Consider the following 20,356-nt stretch of genomic DNA (forward strand, 5'->3'; position numbering starts at 1 on the left):
CCCCGGGACCCTCGCCGATGGTGGACGCCATGCCCGTGCGACGGCACGTGCGGCGTCATGGGGGATCGTTCTGCGGCCCACGCGCGGGATTTCGGCCGTCGGCGGCCTGATGGCACGTCGGGGACCGACCTGGAGGGCCGATGACCAATTCCGTCGACGAAGAACCGACCTCGGCCGGCGCGGACATCAGATTCCACGACGCGGGCGGCGGCGCCGCGCCGGCGATCTTCCAGGAACTCCTGAGTACGCGCAGGCACCGACTCGCGACGGACCTGGCCGCCGGCCGCACGGCGACGCGGTACTTCCCGGTGCTCTGCGTCCTGGCGCCCGTGATGACCCAGGCCGAGGGCGAGATCACCTACCCCGGCGACCCGATGTGCCTGTACGCCGCGCTCAGCCTCGCCGTGCACCGCGCCGTCGCCGACGCGGGGCGGCTCCAATGCGCCGAACACTACAACGACCTGGCGCCGGAGTGGACCCGATTCCCGGACCACGCCTACCGGATGACGGCCGGTCACGACGGCTACCGCGACTACGGCACCGACCCGAACACCGACCAGACCGTCTTCGACCCCCGGATCTGGGACGAGACCGCCCGGGTGCGCTGGATCCGGTTGCTCCGCCGGGTACGGCCCAGGGTCGTGCTGATCAGCGCGGTCTCCCCGGCGCACCGCTACGCCCTGGAGATCGCCGGCCTGGTCCGCACCGAGGTCCCGGATGCCTTCGTGGTGCTCGGCGGACGCCACGCGGACGAGACGGTGATCCGGGTACCGCATCGGGAACGGCTGGTGCTCGCCCCCAGCAGTCCGCTCGCCGTGATCGCCGACGGGCGCGCACCCCGGGTGTTCGACGCGGTGATCACCGGTGAGGCATACCACTCGCTCGACCTGCTGATGCGTGCCCTGGCCCTGGCCACCGACCTGGACCGGCGCTGGGTCGACCGCGATCGGGTGTTGCCCTGTCTTCAGGGGCTGCTCGACAAAGAGGGTCCCTCGGTGGGCAGTTCCGTGATCGTGCTGCTGTCCGCATCCGGGTTCGACGTGCTTCCGCAGGACGGATCCTCGCTCGATCTGGGCTCGTTGCCCTCGCCGTACGAGGCGTTCGCGATCCGCTCGCGCTTCCCGATCTTCACCCACGCCGACGGCGGTATCCGACGCACGGCACACGTGATGGTCTCCAACGCCTGTCCCTATCACTGCAATTTCTGCTCGGAGTCCTCCACGCTCGGCATCGGCCTCAAGCGGTTCCGGGAGGATCCGATCGGCCGCGCGCTCGAACGCGTGTGTGAATACGTCGGCTACGGCGCCGAAGCGCTGTTCTTCGACGACTCGGTGTTCTGGAGCGGGCGTTCGCGCGACATCGCCGAATTCTGCGGACGGTTGCGGGAGTTGCGTCGGAGTGGACCGGCGGCGCTGCCGGTGCGCTTCGCCCGGCTGCTGCCGGAGCCGGACGATCCGGCCCGGCTGCGGAACCTCGAATGGGGTGCCCAACTCACCGTGGACACCCTGATCGCGCTGCGGGAGCGGCACGCGGCGAGCGAGATCCTGAACCGGATGCGCGAGGCCGGCTGCTCGTATGTGTACGTCGGCATCGAGAGCATGTCGACGCAGGTGATGGACCACATCCACAAGAATCTGCGGCGCGGCACCGACCGGCCGTGGGCGCATCGGGTGCGCGAGGCGGTGTCGCTGGTCAAGCGGCACGGGATGCGGGTGGGCACCTCGGTGTTGTTCGGCCTCGACGGGGAGACGCGCGGCAGCATCGACGAGACGATCGAGGCGGTGGGCGGCCTGATCGACGCGCGCCTGATCGACCTGGCCAGCCCGAACATCCTCACCTACCATCCCGCCACGCCGATCACCCGCGTACACGGCATGCACGATCGGCTCGACTACCACTCGCCCCGGGTGGACAACCGGCGTCCCTACACCTACTTCGAGGAGGCCTTCCCGGGCGTGGTCTCGGTGGTGCTGGCCGAGGACGACATCTGGCACATCCACCGCGAAACGGAACGCCGCTGGGGGGCGGTACGCAACGACTCGTCGCCGCTGCTCGGCGAGGGGGACGGAGGCGGGGTCGGGGTCGTGCCGGAGGAGGGGGAGGGCGAGACGGCGGACGACCGGGACGACGGGCCGGGAGGCGCGGAGCCGGGCGACAGGCCGGGGGGCGCGGAGCCGGGCGGCGGTATGCCCGGCGGCTCGCGGCTCGTGGCCGGTTTTGTACCGGACGTGGCCGCCGCTGCCGAGGAGTCCGGCCGATGAGCGCGGACGCGGCGCCGGCGGCCGACTTCGAACCCTCGTACCCCGCCGGGCACGAACCCGCCTTCGGGCACGAACCTGCCTTCGGACACCGGGTGTTCGACGCGCTCGACCCGGATGTCCTGGCCCGTCGCGACGGAGAGAAGTGGGCCTACGCACCCCGGGACACGCTGTCCGCGTGGATCGGCGACATGGACTTCCCGATCGCGCCCGAGATCCGCGCCGCGCTGATCCGGCGGATCGACGGCGACCTGGGCTACCCGGTGTGGTTCGACGCGACCGAAGGGGCGCCGCTGGGCGAGGTGTTCGCGGCCCGGATGAAGCGCCGGTTCGGCTTCGCCGCCGAGCCGACCCACCTGCGCCTGTTCACCGACGTCAACCAGGCGATGTCGGCGGTCCTGCACCTGGCCACCCGCCCGGGCGACGCGGTCGTCCTGCACACGCCCGCCTGCCCGCCGTTCGTCGACGACCTGCGCCGGATGGACCGGCCACCGCTGACCGTGCCGATCGAGGAGGGCCTGCACGGCTGGACGCTCGACCCGGACCGGGTGGCCGCGACGCTCGACCGGGCGGACCGTTGCCGGGTGTTGTTCCTGGTCAACCCGCACAATCCCACGGGCCGGGTGCTACGCCGGGACGAACTCGAAGGACTGGCCGAACTCGCCCTGCGGCACGACCTGTTGGTGATCTCCGACGAGGTACACGCGGACCTGACCCACCCGCCGCACGTACACATCCCGTTCGCGTCCCTCGGGCCGGAGATCGCCGCTCGCACGGTCACCGTGACCTCGGGCAGCAAGGCGTTCAACCTGGCGGGCATCCGCTGCGCCGCCGCGCACATCGGCCCGCCGGAGCTGCGGGACGCGGTGGACGCCCGGCGGGGGCTGCTCTTCGGGCAGGTCGGCGTGCTGGCCGTGGCCGCCTTGACGGCGGCCTGGGCGGAGGGCGACGCGTGGCTGGACGAGGTGCGCGTCCTCCTCGACCGCAACCGCCGCCGCCTCGCCGCGGGACTGCCCGAGGGCATCCGCCACCACTCCCCCGAGGCGGGCTTCCTGGCCTGGCTCGACTGCCGCCCGCTGGGCCTGGGTGACGACCCGTACGTCTTCTTCCGCGACCACGCCAAGGTCCTGCTCTTCTCCGGCCCCTCCTTCGGCCCCGAAGGAAACGGCTTCGCCCGCCTGAACTTCGCCACATCGGCGGGAGTCCTCGACGAAATCCTGACCCGCATGCACACAGCGCTTCGCGCACCCGGCCGCACATGAGGCGTGCAGCGGCGGCAACGAGCGTCGTTGCCGGGTCACCCGCGCATCGTGATCGCAATGTGTTGCGTTGGCTGGTCGCGTATACGGCCTCCGTGGTCGGCGACAGCGGGTTCTTTCTCGCCCTGGGGTGGGCCGCCAATCAGCACGGTGGGCCCGCGCGGGTCGGGTTGGTCATGGCGATAGCGGCGATCCCCCGCGCGGTGCTCATGCTCGGCGGCGGTGTGGTCGCCGACCTGTTCGGGCCGCGTCGGGTGGTGATCGGCAGCGATGCCGTGCGCTGCCTCGTCGTGCTCGGCGCCGCGGCGGTCCTGGCGTTGTCCGCACCCGGGCTGTGGCTGCTGATCGCCGTCGCGCTGGTGTTCAGCGTCGTCGACGCGTTGTTCATGCCGGCCGTGGGCGCGCTCCCACCGCTGCTGGCCGCGCCCGGGGAACTGGTCCGGGTCCAGGGCATGCGCGCGCTGTCCATCCGGCTCGGCCAGACCGCCGGGCCGCCCTTGGCCGGCGTCGCACTGGCGCTCGGCGGCCCGGCCGCCGCGTTCACCGTCGCGGGCGGGCTGTTCGCGCTCTCCCTCGTGCTGCTGCTCGCGGTACGGATACCCGGCGCCGGATCGACCGCCGCCGCGACGGAGGCCCCCACCGGCGGCCGTTCGCGGGCCGCCGCGTGGCGCGAACTACTCGACGGCCTGCGCTACATCCGCCGCCGCCCGCTGATCCGTCGCCTCGTCCTGGCGAGCGCGCTGATCGAACTCGGCGCCGGCGGCCCGCTGAACGTGGGCATGGTCGTCCTGGCCGACGCACGCGGCTGGGGCGCCTCGGGAGCCGGCCGGCTCGCCGGCGCGTTCGGTATCGGCGCGGGCGCGAGCGCACTGCTCCTCACCGTGACCGGCCGGCTGCCCCGAGCCGGCGCCGTCCTGATCGCCGCCCTGGCCGCCGGCTCCGCGGGCCTGGCCGCCCTCGGCGCGACCACCGCCCTGCCCGTCGCCGTCGCCGTCGCGGCCTGCGCCGGCCTGCTGTTCGGCCTCAACGGCGGCCTGAGCCACGCCCTCGTGCAGACCGCGACCGAACCCGCCTACCAGGGCCGGGTCGCCTCCGTCCTCAGCCTGACCGCCTTCGGCCTCGGCCCGATCGCCTTCCCCCTGTTCGGCGCCACCGTCGCCGCCGGCGGCCCGGGCCCCGCCTATGCGATCTTCGCCGGGATCAGTGCCCTCGGCGCCGCCGTCGGGCTGACCTCCCCGACCGTTCGCCGCGCCGAACTCCCGCGCTGAGCACGGGCGGTCCGCCGCACCGGCCGGCAAAAACCGACGTCGGCGCCGCGTCCCGCGCATCCACTGTTGACCTTTTGGTCCAGACCACTTACCGTCCTAGAGGCGTTTTGGTCCAGACCAATTTCGCCGGCGACCGCTTCTCGACCGCGACCGACGTCCCCGTCACGCGGTCACCCCGGTGAGGCGCGCACGTGCACGGTTCCGCACAGCCCTGTTCCACGCACACAGGGAGAGAGCCATGTCCCCACACCCACGCACAGTCCGCGGCACACTCCGCGGCAGATTCCGCAACAGCCTGCGCAGCCGCGCGGCCGTCCTGATCGCCGTCCTGGCCCTGCCCCTGGCCGTACTCACCGGTCTCAACGCCGGCGCCGCGCAGGCGGCCGGCAAGCTCACCGCGACGTTCTCCGTCCAGGACAACGGCTCGTGGTGGAAGGGCACTTACGTCGTACACAACGGCGGCACCGCCGCCGTCACCGGCTGGCAACTCGAGTTCGACCTGCCACCCGGGGTCACCGTCAACGGCAACTACTACGGCGACGCCACCGTCACCGGCAGCCACGTCTCGGTCAAGAACGCCTACTACAACGGCACCATCGCCGCCGGCGGCAGCACCGACCCGTTCAGCTACTGGTTCGTCGGCAACGGCCCCGCCGGCACGCCCACCCACTGCACCGTCAACGGCGACAAGTGCGACGGCACCCCCGACGTCCCGCCCACCGCACCCGGCACGCCGCACACCACCACCATCACCGCGCACTCCATCTCGCTCGCCTGGACCCCGGCGGCCGGCGGCGACTACCCGGTGGCCGGCTACGAGGTGACCTCCGGCGGCACCACCGTCGCCACCACCACCGCCACCACGGCCACGTTGACCAACCTGACCCCGGCCACCGCGTACACCTACGCGGTCCGGGCCAAGGACAAACGCGGCAACCTGGGCCCGGCGAGCGCCCCGGTGACGGTGACCACCGTCGACCCGGCAAGCGACCCGACCCCGCCGACCGCACCGGGCACGCTGCGCAGTACCGGCAAGACGTCCGCCACCGTCGCCCTGGCCTGGAACGCGTCGACGGACAACGTCGGCGTGGCCGCGTACGACGTCTATCGCAACGGCACCCTGGCCACCACCGTCGCCGGCACCGCCACCGCGGCCACCGTCGACGGCCTGTCCCCCGCCACCGCCTACACCTTCACGGTCAAGGCCCGGGACGCGGCGGACAACTCCTCGCCCGCCTCCAACGCGGTGGACGTGACCACCGACGACATCGCCGGCGCCGGCAAGAACCTGCGCGTCGGTTACTTCGTCCAGTGGGGCATCTACGGCCGCCAGTACTTCGTGAAGAACCTGGACACCTCCGGCTCGGCCGCCAAGCTGGACGTGATCAACTACGCCTTCGAGAACATCGATCCGGTCAACCTGACCTGCATGGCCGGCGTCACCAAGGGCACCACCGCCAACCCGCAGGACCCCGACCAGGGCACCGGCGCGGGCGACGCGGACGCCGACTACGCCCGGCCGATGTCGGCCTCGCAGTCGGTGAACGGGGTGGCCGACGACGGATGGGCCAAGCTGCGCGGCAACTTCAACCAGATCAAGCTGCTCAAGGCCAAGTACCCGCACCTGAAGGTGGTGGTCTCGCTCGGCGGCTGGACCTACTCGAAGTTCTTCTCCGACGCGGCGGCCACCGAGGCGTCCCGGCAGAAGTTCGTCAAGTCCTGCGTGGACACCTGGATCAAGGGTGACCTGCCGGTCTACAACGGCGCGGGCGGCCCGGGCACCGGCGCGGGCGTGTTCGACGGCATCGACATCGACTGGGAGTGGCCCGGCTCGCCCGACGGGCACGCCGGCAACCACTACAACGTCAACGACAAGCAGAACCTGACCCTGCTGCTCGCCGAGTTCCGCAAGCAGCTCGACGCCACCGGCGGACAGCGCAAGCTGCTCACCGCGTTCACCCCGGCCGACCCGGTCAAGGTGAACCAGGGCTGGGACCTGTCGAAGATCTTCGACTCCCTGGACGTGGCCAACATCCAGGGCTACGACTTCCACGGCGCGGGCAGCGACAACTCGTGGGAACCCAACCGCGCCGGCCACCAGGCCAACCTCTACACCGACACGCAGGACCCCTACCCGACCCACTTCAGCATCGACGACGCGGTCAAGATCTACACCGACGCCGGGGTCAATCCACGCAAGCTGACCATCGGCTTCCCGTTCTACGGACGGGGCTGGCAGGCGGTGGCCGACGGCGGGGTACACGGCGAGTGGCAGTCCGCGAACGGCGCCGCACCGGGCCAGTTCGCCGAGGAGGCCGGCACCCGCGGCTATCAGAACCTGCTGAGCAGCGTGCCGAATCTGACCGTCTATCACGACGCGCAATCCGTCTCGACCTACGGCTACACCGGAGCCGGCGGACAGTGGTGGACGTTCGACGACGCCTGGTCGATCGGCCAGAAGACGGCCTACCTGAAATCCAAACACCTACTCGGCGCGATGATCTGGGAGATGTCCGGTGACACCCCCAACGGAGCGCTGATGACGGCAATCGACAACGGCCTCAAGTAGCGCCACACGGCGCCGACTTCGGCGCCAAGCGCCAAGCACCACGCACCGACCGTGCCGCCGTCCGGGACCACCGGGCGGCGGTACGGCCGCCTCCGGGCCGATCCTCACGCCTCCGGAACGCGGCCCAGGCCGCCGATCATGGTCAGGCCCGCGTACGCCGATTCGTCCGTCACCGGAGCGTCGGGACGCCAGTGCGGCAGCAGCACCACACCCGGCTCGACCGTTTCGGTACCCGCGAAGAAGCCCTCTATCGTCGCTCTACTGCGGAAGCGGCCACTACCGAGGGTGGACAGGAACAGGTGCTCCAACTCGCGCCCCTCCGGCGTGGAATCGCAGAAGTGGGTGATGAACAGGTAGCTGTCCGGGACCAGGGCCTCGCGGTAGGTGCGCACCAGCCCCGCCGGATCGTCCGCGTCCGCGAGATGGTGCAGCACCGCGACCATGAGCAGCCCCAACGGCCGCTTCAGATCCAGGAGTTCGGTGATCTCCGGCCGGGTGAGCACGTCCCGGGCATCCCGCACGTCGGCGTTCACCACCCGGATGCGATCGTTTTCCGCCAACAACGCGCGGCCGTGCGCGAGTACGATCGGATCGTTGTCCACGTAGACGACCCGGGCGCGCGGATTCTCCTCCTGCGCCACCTCGTGGGTATTGCGCGCGGTGGGTAATCCGGACCCGAGGTCGAGAAATTGATCGATGCCCTCCCGGGCCATATAGCGCACACCGCGCTCCAGGATCGCCCGATTCACCCGAGCACCCGTACGGGCGTTGGGCATCACGGCCATCGCCTTGTCGGCGATCACCCGGTCGATCGCGAAATGATCCTTGCCGCCCAGGATCGCGTCATAGACCCGCGCGACACTGGGCACCCCCATATCGACTCCCCCGGGTCCCCACTCGGGTGAAGTCTCCATCTCCGTCTCGTCGTTCGACGGAACCCACCACTCCTCGGACACAGTTGCCCCCCGACCGACTCATCCTCGGCGCCACTGCGGTCCCTACCGTCCACACCGGTGACGTCCGCGGATCCCCGCCTATGTCCCGGAGGCTATCCGCCAACCGCCCGGATAATCCGTCACATCGCCACTCCGTTCCGCGACTGTTACCCCACCGATGGTGATCTTGTGCCGGCCGCCGTGGGACTACCGCCGAGGCCGGGGCCGGATCCGGACGCGAAACCCGAAGGCGACACCACCCGCGGTCCCCGCCATCAGCGCGCTCAGCAGCCATTCCCGACTGCACGCCGCAAGTACCGCGATCAGCACCGCGATCGCCGCCGGCGGCCCCCACAGGAACACCTCCCGGCGCGCGTCGCGACCGCGCTCCACCGCCATCCACGCCCTCTTCCGCCCGGATCGACACCGACCCGGCAAACACGCCGATCCCGGCGGCGCCGCCCCGAACACCCACCGAGGCATCGGCTGCGCGCAGTGTACGCGCGCGCCGCCGACCCCCCGTCGACCCCGGCGTCACCGGGCGGGTCGCCCGACCCGGTGATCAGGCGAATCCCGCCACCGGCCGCGGCGTGTACGGGCGTTCCAGCCGGTCCACCTCGGCCTCCGTGAGGGTCAGCGACAGGGCCGCGACGGCGTCGTCGACGTGTACCGGCTTCCCGGCGCCGACGATCGGCGCGGTCACCCCGGGTCGGCTCGCGATCCACGCCAGCGCGACCTGGGCCCGCGATACCCCGCGCTCCTCGGCGATCTCGGCCACCGCCTCGACGATCGGTCGATCCGCCTCGCCGTACAGCGTTTTGCCGAACTCGTCGGTCTCGCTGCGGGCGCTGTCCGCACCCCAGTCGCGGGTCAGCCGCCCCCGGGCCAGCGGGCTCCACGGGATCACCCCGACGCCCTGGTCCGCGCACAGCGGCAACATCTCCCGCTCCTCCTCGCGGTAGAGCAGGTTGAGGTGGTTCTGCATGGAGACGAACCGGGTCCAGCCGTGCCGCTCGGCGGTGTACTGGGCCTTGGCGAACTGCCACGCGTACATCGAGGACGCGCCGATGTAGCGGGCCTTGCCGGCCTTGACCACGTCGTGCAGCGCCTCCATCGTCTCCTCGATGGGGGTCGCGGTGTCCCAGCGGTGGATCTGGTACAGGTCCACGTAATCCGTGCCCAGTCGGCGCAGCGAGTTGTCGATCTCGGTCAGCACGGCCTTGCGGGAGAGCCCGGCCGCGTTCGGCCCCGGCCGCATCCGCCCGTTCAGCTTCGTGGCGATCACGATCTCGTCCCGCCGCGCGAAGTCCGCCAACGCACGCCCGACGATCTCCTCGCTGGTCCCGTCGGAGTAGATGTTCGCCGTGTCGAAGAAGTTGATCCCGGCCTCCACGGCGCGCCGAATCAACGGCCGCGCCGCGTCCTCGGGCAACGTCCACGGATGGCTGCCACGCTCGGGCACCCCGTAGCTCATACACCCGAGACAGATCCGCGAGACGTCCAACCCGGTGCTGCCGAGCTTCACGTACTCCATTACCGCGCCACCTCTTCCCGTAGGCCCCGGACCGCCCACGAACATATCCCGCGACCGGGAAATCCCCTGGCCGGGGCCCGCCGAAAGCTGATCAATGGGGTGGTGGGAACGCCTCGGCCGACCGTCCCCCGTGCGGTCGGCCGAGGCGGCTCGGGGACCGTCAGGCCGGGATGCCGTCGCGTTGGTTGCGGGCCAAAACGGATAGGAGTTCGTAGCCGACGTGGGCCGCGGCGATGCCGGTGAGTTCGGCGTGGTCGTAGGCGGGGGCCACCTCGACGATGTCCGCGCCGACGACGTCCAGGCCCACCAGTCCGCGCAGGGTGTTGAGGAGTTCGCGGCTGGTCAGGCCACCCGCCTCGGGGGTGCCGGTGCCGGGGGCGTGCGCCGGGTCCAGGACGTCGATGTCGACCGAGACGTACACCGGGCCGGTGCCGAGCCGGCGCCGCATGCGCTCGACCACCGACGCGACGGTGGCGTCCTGGTAGTCGTCGCTGTGTACGACCTGGAAGCCGAGCACACCGTCCTCGCGCAGGTCGTCGGGGCCGTACAGCGGCCCCCGGATGCCCACATGCAGGCAGCGGGTCGGGTCGAGCAGGCCCTCCTCCGACGCGCGGCGGAACGGCGTGCCGTGGGTGTACGGCTCGCCGAAGTAGGTGTCCCACGTGTCCAGATGCGCGTCGAAGTGCACCACCGCGACCGGCCCGTGCTCGGCGGCGACCGCACGCAGCAGGGGCAGTGCGATGGTGTGGTCGCCACCGATGGTGAGCAGCCGGGTGCCGCTCGCGGCGAACTCGCGGGCGGCGGCTTCGAGCGTGGCGATCGCGGCACCGATGTCGAACGGGTTGACCGCGATGTCGCCCGCGTCGGCGACCTGCAACTCGGCGAACGGCGACACGTCCAGCGCGGGGTTGTACGGCCGCAGCAGTTTCGAGGAGGCGCGCACGTGCGCCGGACCGAAGCGGGCGCCGGGCCGGTAGCTGACACCGGTGTCGAACGGCACGCCCACGACGGCGACATCGACCCGCTCGACCTCGTCGGCACGCGGCAGGCGCGCGAAGGTGGTGGGGCCCGCGAAGCGCGGAACGCGCGTGGCGTCGATGGGTCCCTGGGGGGCGCCGGTCATCGCTCGGTCCTTTCGGTGGTGTGCTCGTTCGAGTTCGAGTTCGAGTTCGAATCCGAGTCGGAGTTCGAGTCGGAGTTCGAGTTCGCGTTCGACGCGGGAAGCGGGGGCGGTTCGAGCACCGGCCCGTACAACTCGGGCCGTCGGTCGGCGAATACGTCGTTGTGGGCGCCGATCCGCTTGTCCCGGGCCTCGGTGAGTCGGCAGCGGGCGAGCAGCAGGTGTTCGGCGTCCTCGGCCGGCGGGCCGGCAAGGGGGAAGCCGTCCGGGTCGACGATGATCGAGCCGCCGACCCAGGACGTGCCGCGTTCGGGGCCGGCCCGGTCGCAGGCGGCGACGAACACCCGGTTCACCGCGGCGTTCGCCTGGACCCGGACGTCCTCCGCCGGCCGTTCGCCCGCCGGCCGGGGCGCGTACGGCCAGTTGACCGGCGCGCACAGCAGGTCCGCGCCGCGCAGGGTGGCGGTCCGCACCCATTCGGGGAACTCGACGTCGTAGCAGACCAGTACCCCGATCCGGCCCGCGTCGGTCTGCACCACCGGCGGCAACGCATCGCCGGGAACGAAGAGTTCGCCCTCGCGGCCCCACAGGTGTGCCTTGCGGTAGCACGCCCGTACGCCGCTCGCGTCGACCAGGACGGCCGAGTTGCGGATGGCGCCGTCGGCGTCGCGTTCGGCGAACCCGCCGACCACGATCACCCCGAGGCGCCGGGTCGCCTCGCGCCAGCCGGTCACGGTCGGCCCGTTGACCGGCTCGGCGTAGTCCGCGGCCTCGGCGGCGTCGCGCATCACGTAGCCGCTGTTGGTCAGTTCGGGCAGGACGATCACGTCGGCGCCGGCCGCCGCGGCCCGCTCGATCGCGGCCAGCGCCGTGCGCCGATTGCCCTCGATGTCGCCGACGGACAGAGCGAGCTGCGCGCAGGCCACCACGGTCTCGGTCGCGTCGCCGGTGCGGTCGCTCATGTCAGGCCCCCGACGGCGCGTCGGCGCCTTCGAGTTCGGCCTCGCTCGCCCGCTCGGCGGCGCGCTCCGCGGTCAGGTCCAGATCGCGGCACAGCCAGGCGTACAGCGCGCCGCCGACCACCAGTCCGACCACGAAGGACAGGTCCGCGCCGTCCAGCGCGTCGGCCACCGGTCCGGTGAAGAACGAGGTCTTGAAGAACGGGATCATCGCCGCGAAGCCGACCGCGTAGGCGGTCAGTCCGCGCCAGGACCAGCGCCCGTAGATGCCGCGCGGGTCGAAGATCGCGGTGACCGCATAGTGGCCCCGGCGGACGAGGTAGAAGTCGACGAGGTTGACCGCGGTCCACGGGATGAGGCCGTAGAGCATCATGAGGATGAAGTCGTTGAAGCTGCCCAGATAGTCCTCCGGCAGCACGATCGCCACCACGAAGACGATCGCCTCGATCGCCACGATGCCGATCACGCGCACCCGTACGGTCGGCCGCACCGGCCGGAACGCGTCGAGCGCGCTGGTCGTGGTGAGCATCGCGCCGTAGGCGTTCACCGCCATGATGCTGATCAGCGCGAGCGCGGACACCAGTACGGCGAACGTACCGAAGCCCGGCACGATGTCGTTGCCCACCTGCCGCACCGCCGCGATCGCGTCCGGGTCCGGCAGCGCCGAGGCGAGCAGCGCGCCCAGCGACATCAGCCAGGCCGCGGATCCCGCGGCGCCCGCGTACGTCCACCAGATCACCTTGCGCGCGGGCACGTCGGCGGGCAGGTAGCGGGAGTAGTCGGAGACGTAGACGGCGTAGCTGATCTGGTAGCCGGCCGCGCCGGAGAAGACCACCAGGAACGCGGTCCAGGACATCCCGCCGCCGCCGGCGGGCGTGGACACGTCGAGGTTGACGATCGCGCCGATGCTGAGCACGCCGAACACGGCGATCAGGACGTATGTCAGCCAGCGCTGGACCAGGTGCAGCAGGTCGTGACCGACCACGGCGAGCACGATCGCGATGGCGATCAGTACCGCGTACCAGAGCGTCGAACCGCCGGGCAGCACGGTCTGCAGGCCCTGGGTGGCGAGGACCACGTTGAAGACGTTGAAGCCGACGTAGACGAACACGACCGCGACGAACGGCACGATCGCGCCGCGGATGCCGAACTGGGCGCGCGACTGGATCATCTGCGGCAGGCCCATCCGCGGGCCCTGGTTGGCGTGGAACGCCATGAAGAAGGTGCCGAAGCAGGCGCCGAGCACGACCGCCAGGATCGACCAGCCCAGGCCCAGGCCGAGGGCGGGGCCGATGAAGCCGGTGACCATCGTGGTCAGCACGAAGTTGCCGGTGAACCAGAACGGACCCTGGTGCCAGACCTTGCCGTGCCGCTCCCGGGCGGGGACGTAGTCGATCGAGCGGGTCTCGATCGCCACGCCGCCGGGGCGGGGCCCGGTGGCGGACGCGGTGTCGGGGGTGCTCGCGGCCCGTACGGCCGTCGCGGGAGCAGTGGCGGAGCGGGCGGCGGCCGGGGCTGCGCGTGATGGCCTGGTGGCGTCCATGGGCTCTCCTGCGGTCCTGCGTCCTGCGCGGTCGACACGTCGGGGTCGACGGTCGGTGGGTGACGCCTGAAGGTACGCCCGGTTAACAACCGTAAACGATCGATATGATGTCGAATCTGATTGGTGAGGGTGGACACTATGTCCATGCCCATATCGCACTCGGCCGACCTTCCCGGCATTATCCGCATTTCCGACCTGGTGGCCCTCCCCGAATTGCGCCTGGCCGTAGTGTCCGGTGCCGAGCACCTGGACCGCCGGGTCGAGGCGGCGCATGTGTCCGAACTGCTCACCCCGGGGCAGTGGCTTCAGGGCGGCGAGCTGTTGATGACGATCGGCCTGCTCCTGCCGATGACCGATCGGGACTGCGCCGCGTACGTGCGCGATGTCGCGGGCGCGGGTGCCTGCGCGCTGGTCCTCGGTCTGGGTCGGGAGCTGCCCCACCAGAAGGCGCCCGAGCCGCTGATCCGGGCCGCCGGGGATGCCGGGCTGCCGCTGCTCACCGTGCCGGACGAGGTGCCGTTCATCGCGGTCACAAAGGCGGTCTTCGCGGCCCGGGCGGCGCAGCAGCGGTTGGCCCTGGAGCACGCCTTCGAGGCGCAGCGCCGGTTGACCATCGCGGCGGCGTCGGGCAATGGCGTGCTGGCCACGCTGCGGGCCTGGCGGGCGGCGACCGGGGTGGACGCGATCGTCGCCGACCCGGTGGGCCGGCTGGTCGCGGACAGTCTGGCGGGCCCGCCCGAGGCGCCGGGGGCCGACGGCTCGCCGGACGCGGTGGCGTTGCTGGCCGCCAGTACCGACCTGATCCGCCGGGTGGCCGCGCGCGGGCTGCACGGCAGCGGGAGCAGCAGCGACGCCGAGGGGGTGCGGGTGGAGGTGCAGCCGCTGGGCGCCCGGCGGCTGCGCGGGCTGCTGGTGCTGGCGGGGCCGGTGGAGTCGGCGGCTCGGCTGCTGGTGTCCGGGTTGGTGTCCCTGCTGTCCCTGGAGTTGGAGCGGCGGCATCTGGCCGACGAGCCGGTACGTCGCCGGCGGGCCGCGTTGTTGGGCCGGCTGCTCGCTCCGGGGACCACGGCCGAGCAGGCGCGGGACGTACTGGCGGCGGCGGGGCTGGCGGCGGGGTCGGTGCGCGGGGTGGTGGTGGGTCTCGACATGGGGCCGGGGGACGGCGGGGATCCGGCGGTGGGGGATGCGGCGGACGCGGCTGAACTGGCCGCCGATCTGGCTCTGGCGTTGCCCGGCGGGCTGGTCCGGGTGGCGGGCGGGGCGGTGGAGGCGGTGTTCGGGGCGGATCTGGACGTGTACGCCATCCTGGGCCGGTTCGCGCCCGGGCGGCCGGCGGGCGTCGGGCCGGCGGTCGAGCCGGACGCGGCCGGGTCGTCGATCCGCCAGGCCCGCAGTCTGCTGGCGGTCAGCCGGGCGGCGGGGCATCCGGTGGAGGCCCGGCACGGGACCGCGAGCCGGTTGCTGCTGGGTCTTGCGGACGCGCGCACGCTGGCGGGCTACGCGGACGCCGTGCTGGGGCCGATCGATGCGGCCGATCCGGGGGGCGAGTTGGTCGCGACACTGGCCGTGTGGCTGGAGACGGGTGGGTCGTGGGACGAGACGAGTCGGCGGCTGGACGTGCATCGGCACACCGTGCGCAATCGGGTGGACAAGGCGATGCGGGTGGCCGGGCGGCGAGTGGAGAGTGGGGACGATCGGTTCGATCTGTGGCTGGCGGCCCGCATCCGTCGCGACAGTCCGGGTTGATCGTCCCCACGCTCGGGCCGCGGGGTGGCCGTTGGCCTCAAACGCCGGCCGGGCTTTTGGCCTCAATCGCCGGCCGGGCTAAGTGGCCTCAAACGCCGGCCCGGCTAAGTGGCCTCAAACGCCGGCCCGGCTGCTTGGCCTCAAACGCCGGCCCGGCTGTATGGGCTCAAGTGCCGGACCGGCTGCTTGGGGACAGGTGCCGGAGCGGCTGCTTGGCTCAAGTGCCGGAACGGCTGCTTGCGGAGCGGCTGCTTGGGTTGGGTGGTGGCTGGGGTGTTTGTGGCTTGGGCGGTGGTCGGGTTGGGTCTCAGCCGACTACCGCCGGGGCGGATTCGTTGGGACCGGTTGAGGCGTTGGGCTTGGTGGGTTGGAGCTTCCTGGCCGGCCTTTGGGTTTTGGTGGGTGTGTCCGAGTCGGGGTGTCCGCCGTCTTCGGTGGGGGGTGTGTTGCGGGTGAGCAGGTTGTCGAGGGCGAAGCTGCCGGCTCCGAAGACGACGATCAGGAGCAGGGACCAGCAGAACAGGACGGAGAGTTCGCCGCCGTTCTGCAGCGGCCACAGGTCCTCCTTCTGGTGCTCGGTGAAGTAGGCGTAGGCCATCGAGCCGGAGGACAGGAACGCGGCGGCGCGGGTGCCCAACCCGAGCAACACCAGCCCTCCGCCGACGAGTTGAATGACTGCCGCGTACCAGCCGGGCCATTCGCCTGCGGGGACGGTCCCGCGCCCGCTGTCCGGGAAGCCGAACAACGACGCGGCGCCGTGGCAGGTGAACAGCAATCCGATGACGATTCGGAACAGCCCGAGGACATGGGGTTTCGCCGATTCGACGGCGGCGTGCGGAACTGGGGACATCGGACGCTCCTGGGGGACGGATGCGGGAGATTGGTCCAGACCAGATTCGAGCGACCGGCCCGGTAGCGACAATGCCGGGCTCCGCAACTGTCACAAAATGGCACAGCGCCTGCGTGGACACCGAGGGCCGAACGGGCGACGCTGCCGATGCCGCCGACTTCCGGGACGGCGGACACCGCTCCCGGGCCGTCGCGCCCGGGAGCGGCGCACTAACCGGCTTCGGGCGGCGCCCGATCCGCCCCCGACGGGCGCCGGCGCCGAACACCCGTACCGGCGCGCGCCGTCGGTCGGCGCCGCCCCGCAATTGACCGGCAACCCCCTTTCACCGGGCTTTCGTTCGTTCTGCGGATCGGCTCGGACATCCCGGCCATCCGGTCGGTTCGATACCGCCGGAGGCCACCCCGTGCCCCGGCCGTCGACGACCTCGACGGGTGACGTGACGGTGACAACAGGGGCGCAACGAGACCCAAGTTTCGTTTGACGTCCGGTGGATTCGCAGGGACAGTGTGTGTGCGCACCGATGCGAACAGTTGCCCCAGCCGCTATCGGGCGTTTCCTGGTCGACCCCGCACCCCCTTGCGAGGAGTGATCCGTTCATGGGCGTTTTTGCGGCGAAAGCTCACGACCGAATGATCCCGGAGCGGTGGGCCGACTGTCCGAGGGCGCCGCAACGGGGCTCCAACTCCCGCACGTGGGCCGCCACTTGGTCTCGCGGGAGCCGGCCGCATCCTGTGCCCTGATGCCTCGGGCCCGCATCCGCCCCGAGCGGCCATGACCCGCTCACGGACACCCGCCCTCCCGGACACCGGTCCGGATCGTGTCGAGGCCCGGCACCGGGTGACCGGAATGTCCGCGAACCGGAAGCGGAGGCGCCGCTACCGGCCGATCGCGACCCGATCGGCCCGAACCGGGCGCAGACCCCCACCGGATCCGCCGATCCCGGACCACCCCGTCCCGGACCGGCCCACGATCCACCGGCCGCCGGAACCGACCGCGTCGACGCCGCCGCAACCCTTCGCCGGCGGCCCGCCCGCGGGCCCCCGCTCGTCGCAAGTCCTCCCCCGCCGACCATCGTTCAGGGATCACTACCCGTGTTGCGATTACTCCGCCGTCCCGCTCACGTCGCCCACGCGACCCGCGCCGGCCGGCCGAACCGGCTCCTCCCGACGTCCGCCGCCCGCGGTCCGGCCGCGGTCGTGACCGTGACCGCCGGTCCGCGGCACCCGTCGACGCCGAACCCGCCCGCGCACACCCGACCGGGCACGAGGGGCGAACACGGATGATGAGGATACGTCCCTCCCGCAAGGCGAGCGCGGCCCAGGCGAGCGCGGCACAGCCGACCGCCGACGCGCCGCCCGACCCCTCGCCACCCACCGGCACGGTCTTCGCGTCGCTGCCGACCGTCGACCCGAACTCCCGTCCTCCGCTGCGGATTCGATTCGCCGCCCGGATCCGGCCCCGGGTCCGCGGGCTGATCACCCTCATGGTCGTCGTGCCCTCCGCGGGCATGGTCTTCTTCGCCGGATCGGCGATCCTGGACATGGTCGAGCAGGCTCGGGCCGCCGACCACGCGCACGACCTGGTCCGCGTCTCCGCCGACGCGGGCGAGGTGGGCCGCCGGCTCCAGGCCGAGAGCGCCGCCGCGGTCACCCTGCTCTCGCGCGGCCCCGGACCGATCACCAGCGCCGACTACCGCACCGCGATCGCCGCGAGCGAGACCGCCATCCGCCGCTACCAGGACCGCCGTCGCGGCCTGGAACCCGTCTCCACCGCCGAACGCGACGCGCTGGCCGCCGTCGACATCGCGCTGCGCGGCCTGCCGGGACTGCGCGCGCAGGTCGACCAGCGCGGCGTGGCCACCTCGGCGGCGGCCGTGCGCTATTGGGCCTGGATCGGCACCACCGTGGACCTGCGCGCCCGGGTCGCCCTCGACTCCGGCGTGTCCGGCGAGACCGCAGGCCGGCTGCGCGCGATCACCGCACTCGCCCAGGCCCGGGCCGCGCTCGGCCAGCAACAGGTCACCGTGCTGCGCTCGTTGGGCGCCGACCCGCTCGGTGGCCCGGTCCTCAAGGCCTCCTCCACCGCGCGCGCCGCGCACGACCAGGCGCTGGAGGCGTTCGCGGTGACCGCGCCGTCGAAGTGGCGCGAACAACTGGCCCGATCGTTGTCCGGTCCGGAGATGATCCGCGTCGCGCAGACCGAGGACGCGCTCACGCGCGGCCCGCTGGAGCCCGAGGTCTGGCGCGCGGCATTGGCCGAACGGGCCGACCGCGTATGGTCGGTGGAGCAGGAGGCCGACGCCGACGTGGCCCGCGAGGTGGCCGACGTGGCCGACCACCGGTGGTGGCTGGCCGGCATCCAGGGCGCGGTGCTGATCGGCGCGGTGCTCGCCGCCGCCGCGGCCGCCGCCTGGCTCGGGCGACTGCTGCACCGGCGCCTGCAGACCCTGGCCGAGCGGGTCACCGTGATGACGCAGGAGACGCTGCCCGCCGTGGAGGCCGACCTGCGCCGGCGCGACGCGCTGGCCCCGCACGAGACGGGTCGGACGTACGCGCTCAAGATGCTCGGCGCCAAGCCCGAACGCGAGCGCGGCGCCGACGAGATCGCCGACCTGGCCCGCGCGCTGACCACCCTCGCGTACAGCACGGTCGAGCACAGCGCCTCGCTGGTGCTGGCCCAGCGCGAGTACAACGACGCGCTCGGCGACGTCGCCCGGCGCATCCGGGTGCAGACCAGTCGGGTCAGCAGCGCGCTCGACCGGCTCCAGGAATCCAATCTGACGGTCGATCAGCTCGGTACGGTCTTCGAGGTCGACCACGGCAACGAGGGCACCAAGCGGCTCGCCGACTCGATCGCCGTGCTCAGTGGGCAACCGCCGAACCGGCTGTGGCCGGACACCCCGCTCTACGAGGTGGTCCGCGCCGGCGCCCAGCGGGTGACCAGCTACGAACGCCTGCCCGACATCGCGTTCAAGGGCATCCCGACCTCGGTGACCCTCGCCGGCGACACGGTCGGCGCGGTCACCCAGATCATCGGCGAGATCGTCGACAACGCGGCCCGCTTCTCCGGCCGGCACGAGGTGGAGATCACCGCCGCGCGCACCGAGGCGGGCGTGTTGGTACGGATCCTGGACCAGGGCGTCGGCCACCACGACCCGGACCTGCTCAACCGGCGGCTCAAGGCCGACGTGGACGCGCTGCCGTCGCTGCGCCAGACCGGTCTGACCGTGGTCGCGCTCCAGGCCCGCCCGCTGGGCATCGACGTCGAACTGCGGCCAGGCACCGACGGCGGCACGGTCGTCGACATCGTGCTGCCGCACGCGATCATCGCCTCCGTCGGCCGGCACCGCCGCCGGGTGGACAACGGCGCCCGGCCGATCGCACCGCGACCCGCACCCGCCGCCATCGCCGTCGGCGCCAATGGCAGCGGCCCGAACGCAGGCGGCCCCCACAGCCCCTTCGCGAGCGGCCCGAACGGCCACAGCCCCTTCGCGAACGGCCCGTACCCGCTCACCGCCAACGGCAGCGGCAGCAGCCCCGCCGACGCGCTCGGCGACGCCGCGAACGGCGCCGACCCGCACCTGCCCGGCCCGATCGCCGGCGGCCCGCTCCCCGCCAACCTCGCGCCCGAGTTGACCGCCCAGGGCCTGCCGCGGCGGGCACGGCGCACGGGCCAACCGACCCAGTTCCGTCGTAGCGCCCCACCCACCCGTGACATCGCGCAGGCCAGCGCCGCCGCCGCCTCCTTCGGCCGCGGCGCCCGCGATCTGCCCTTCACCCGGACCCCCAAGGAATCCCCATGACCGAGCCCGCCGTCGACCAGAGCGTGCTCGACGACTTCATGCGCCAGTTCGTCCACGACCACGCCCCCGACGTGTTGCACGCGGTGGCCGCCAGCGGGGACTCGCTGCTGGTCGCCCAGGCCGCGCTGCCCGGTCGAATACGCCCCGACGAGGCGTCGCAGGCGGCATGGCTCGCGAACGCCGAGAAGATCGCGTCGAGCGCACCCGGAGCCCTGCTCATGCAGGACTACAGCGCCGACCTGATGGGCCTGGGGCCGGTCAGTGTGCTGATGTCGCAGGCCGAGCACGGCCTGCTGCTCACCATGGGCAACACCGCTCCGGGCCCGGACGGACAGGTCCACCCCTCCGCGCTGATCGTGGCGACCACCTGGAACGCCGACGTCGGCGGGTTGATCCGGGCGATGCACGCGTTGATGGAGCGGGTCGGCCCGTCGCTGACCCCGCTCGCGCGCGGCCGCGGCCTCCAGCCGCAACCCGCGCGTATGCCCGCCCCCAGCCGGGTCTTCTGATCCG

General features: G+C 72.1%; 14 protein-coding genes. 7 read left to right on the forward strand and 7 right to left on the reverse strand.

Annotated features, from left to right (window positions below; all coding sequences use genetic code 11):
* Nucleotides 1–140 precede the first annotated feature (140 nt).
* The 4 genes from ACWGR4_RS39880 to ACWGR4_RS39895 all read left to right on the forward strand — a co-directional run bounded on the left by ACWGR4_RS39880 (nt 141) and on the right by ACWGR4_RS39895 (nt 7,354).
* On the forward strand, nt 141–2,261 hold the full coding sequence (locus ACWGR4_RS39880; protein WP_452129866.1) for a B12-binding domain-containing radical SAM protein: 2,121 nt from the start codon (nt 141–143) through the stop codon (nt 2,259–2,261).
* Nucleotides 2,258–3,520: a MalY/PatB family protein gene (locus ACWGR4_RS39885; protein ID WP_452129865.1), complete on the forward strand. Its 1,263-nt coding sequence runs from the start codon at nt 2,258–2,260 to the stop codon at nt 3,518–3,520. Before ACWGR4_RS39880 ends, ACWGR4_RS39885 begins: the two co-directional genes overlap by 4 nt.
* The gene (locus ACWGR4_RS39890; protein WP_452129864.1) at nt 3,517–4,785 is read left to right on the forward strand and encodes an MFS transporter; all 1,269 of its coding nucleotides are present in this window, start codon (nt 3,517–3,519) and stop codon (nt 4,783–4,785) included. Before ACWGR4_RS39885 ends, ACWGR4_RS39890 begins: the two co-directional genes overlap by 4 nt.
* Nucleotides 4,786–5,023: 238 nt before the next feature.
* A complete protein-coding gene (locus ACWGR4_RS39895) occupies nt 5,024–7,354 on the forward strand; it encodes a glycosyl hydrolase family 18 protein (RefSeq protein WP_452129863.1) in 2,331 nt (776 codons plus the stop codon).
* A gap of 104 nt (nt 7,355–7,458) precedes the next feature.
* Here ACWGR4_RS39895 and ACWGR4_RS39900 read toward each other — a convergent pair whose 3' ends face one another.
* From ACWGR4_RS39900 to ACWGR4_RS39925, 6 genes are all read right to left on the reverse strand, one after another.
* Nucleotides 7,459–8,268, reverse strand: coding sequence for an SAM-dependent methyltransferase (locus ACWGR4_RS39900; protein WP_380007002.1), 810 nt, complete (start codon nt 8,266–8,268; stop codon nt 7,459–7,461).
* A gap of 228 nt (nt 8,269–8,496) precedes the next feature.
* Entirely contained in the window at nt 8,497–8,688 is a 192-nt protein-coding gene (locus ACWGR4_RS39905; protein ID WP_380007005.1) for a hypothetical protein, read from the reverse strand.
* 163 nt (nt 8,689–8,851) lie between these two features.
* The gene (locus ACWGR4_RS39910; protein WP_452129862.1) at nt 8,852–9,823 is read right to left on the reverse strand and encodes an aldo/keto reductase; all 972 of its coding nucleotides are present in this window, start codon (nt 9,821–9,823) and stop codon (nt 8,852–8,854) included.
* A gap of 160 nt (nt 9,824–9,983) precedes the next feature.
* A complete protein-coding gene (gene speB / locus ACWGR4_RS39915; protein WP_452131148.1) occupies nt 9,984–10,946 on the reverse strand; it encodes an agmatinase in 963 nt (320 codons plus the stop codon).
* On the reverse strand, nt 10,943–11,905 hold the full coding sequence (locus ACWGR4_RS39920) for a nitrilase-related carbon-nitrogen hydrolase (protein WP_452131149.1): 963 nt from the start codon (nt 11,903–11,905) through the stop codon (nt 10,943–10,945). Before ACWGR4_RS39920 ends, speB begins: the two co-directional genes overlap by 4 nt.
* A 1-nt stretch (nt 11,906) precedes the next feature.
* On the reverse strand, nt 11,907–13,445 hold the full coding sequence (locus tag ACWGR4_RS39925) for a purine-cytosine permease family protein (protein ID WP_452131150.1): 1,539 nt from the start codon (nt 13,443–13,445) through the stop codon (nt 11,907–11,909).
* 144 nt (nt 13,446–13,589) lie between these two features.
* On the opposite strand from ACWGR4_RS39925, the gene ACWGR4_RS39930 reads away from it, so the two are divergent.
* Nucleotides 13,590–15,191: a PucR family transcriptional regulator gene (locus tag ACWGR4_RS39930; protein ID WP_452131151.1), complete on the forward strand. Its 1,602-nt coding sequence runs from the start codon at nt 13,590–13,592 to the stop codon at nt 15,189–15,191.
* 307 nt (nt 15,192–15,498) lie between these two features.
* Here ACWGR4_RS39930 and ACWGR4_RS39935 read toward each other — a convergent pair whose 3' ends face one another.
* A complete protein-coding gene (locus ACWGR4_RS39935) occupies nt 15,499–16,041 on the reverse strand; it encodes a DoxX family protein (RefSeq protein ID WP_380007023.1) in 543 nt (180 codons plus the stop codon).
* A gap of 1,279 nt (nt 16,042–17,320) precedes the next feature.
* On the opposite strand from ACWGR4_RS39935, the gene ACWGR4_RS39940 reads away from it, so the two are divergent.
* Nucleotides 17,321–19,843, forward strand: a complete 2,523-nt coding sequence (locus ACWGR4_RS39940; protein WP_452131152.1) for a nitrate- and nitrite sensing domain-containing protein — start codon at nt 17,321–17,323, stop codon at nt 19,841–19,843.
* Entirely contained in the window at nt 19,840–20,352 is a 513-nt protein-coding gene (locus ACWGR4_RS39945) for a hypothetical protein (RefSeq protein WP_452131153.1), read from the forward strand. The genes ACWGR4_RS39940 and ACWGR4_RS39945 overlap by 4 nt, the downstream gene beginning before the upstream one ends.
* Nucleotides 20,353–20,356 lie beyond the last annotated feature (4 nt).

It is taken from the genome of Embleya sp. NPDC055664, assembly GCF_053618075.1.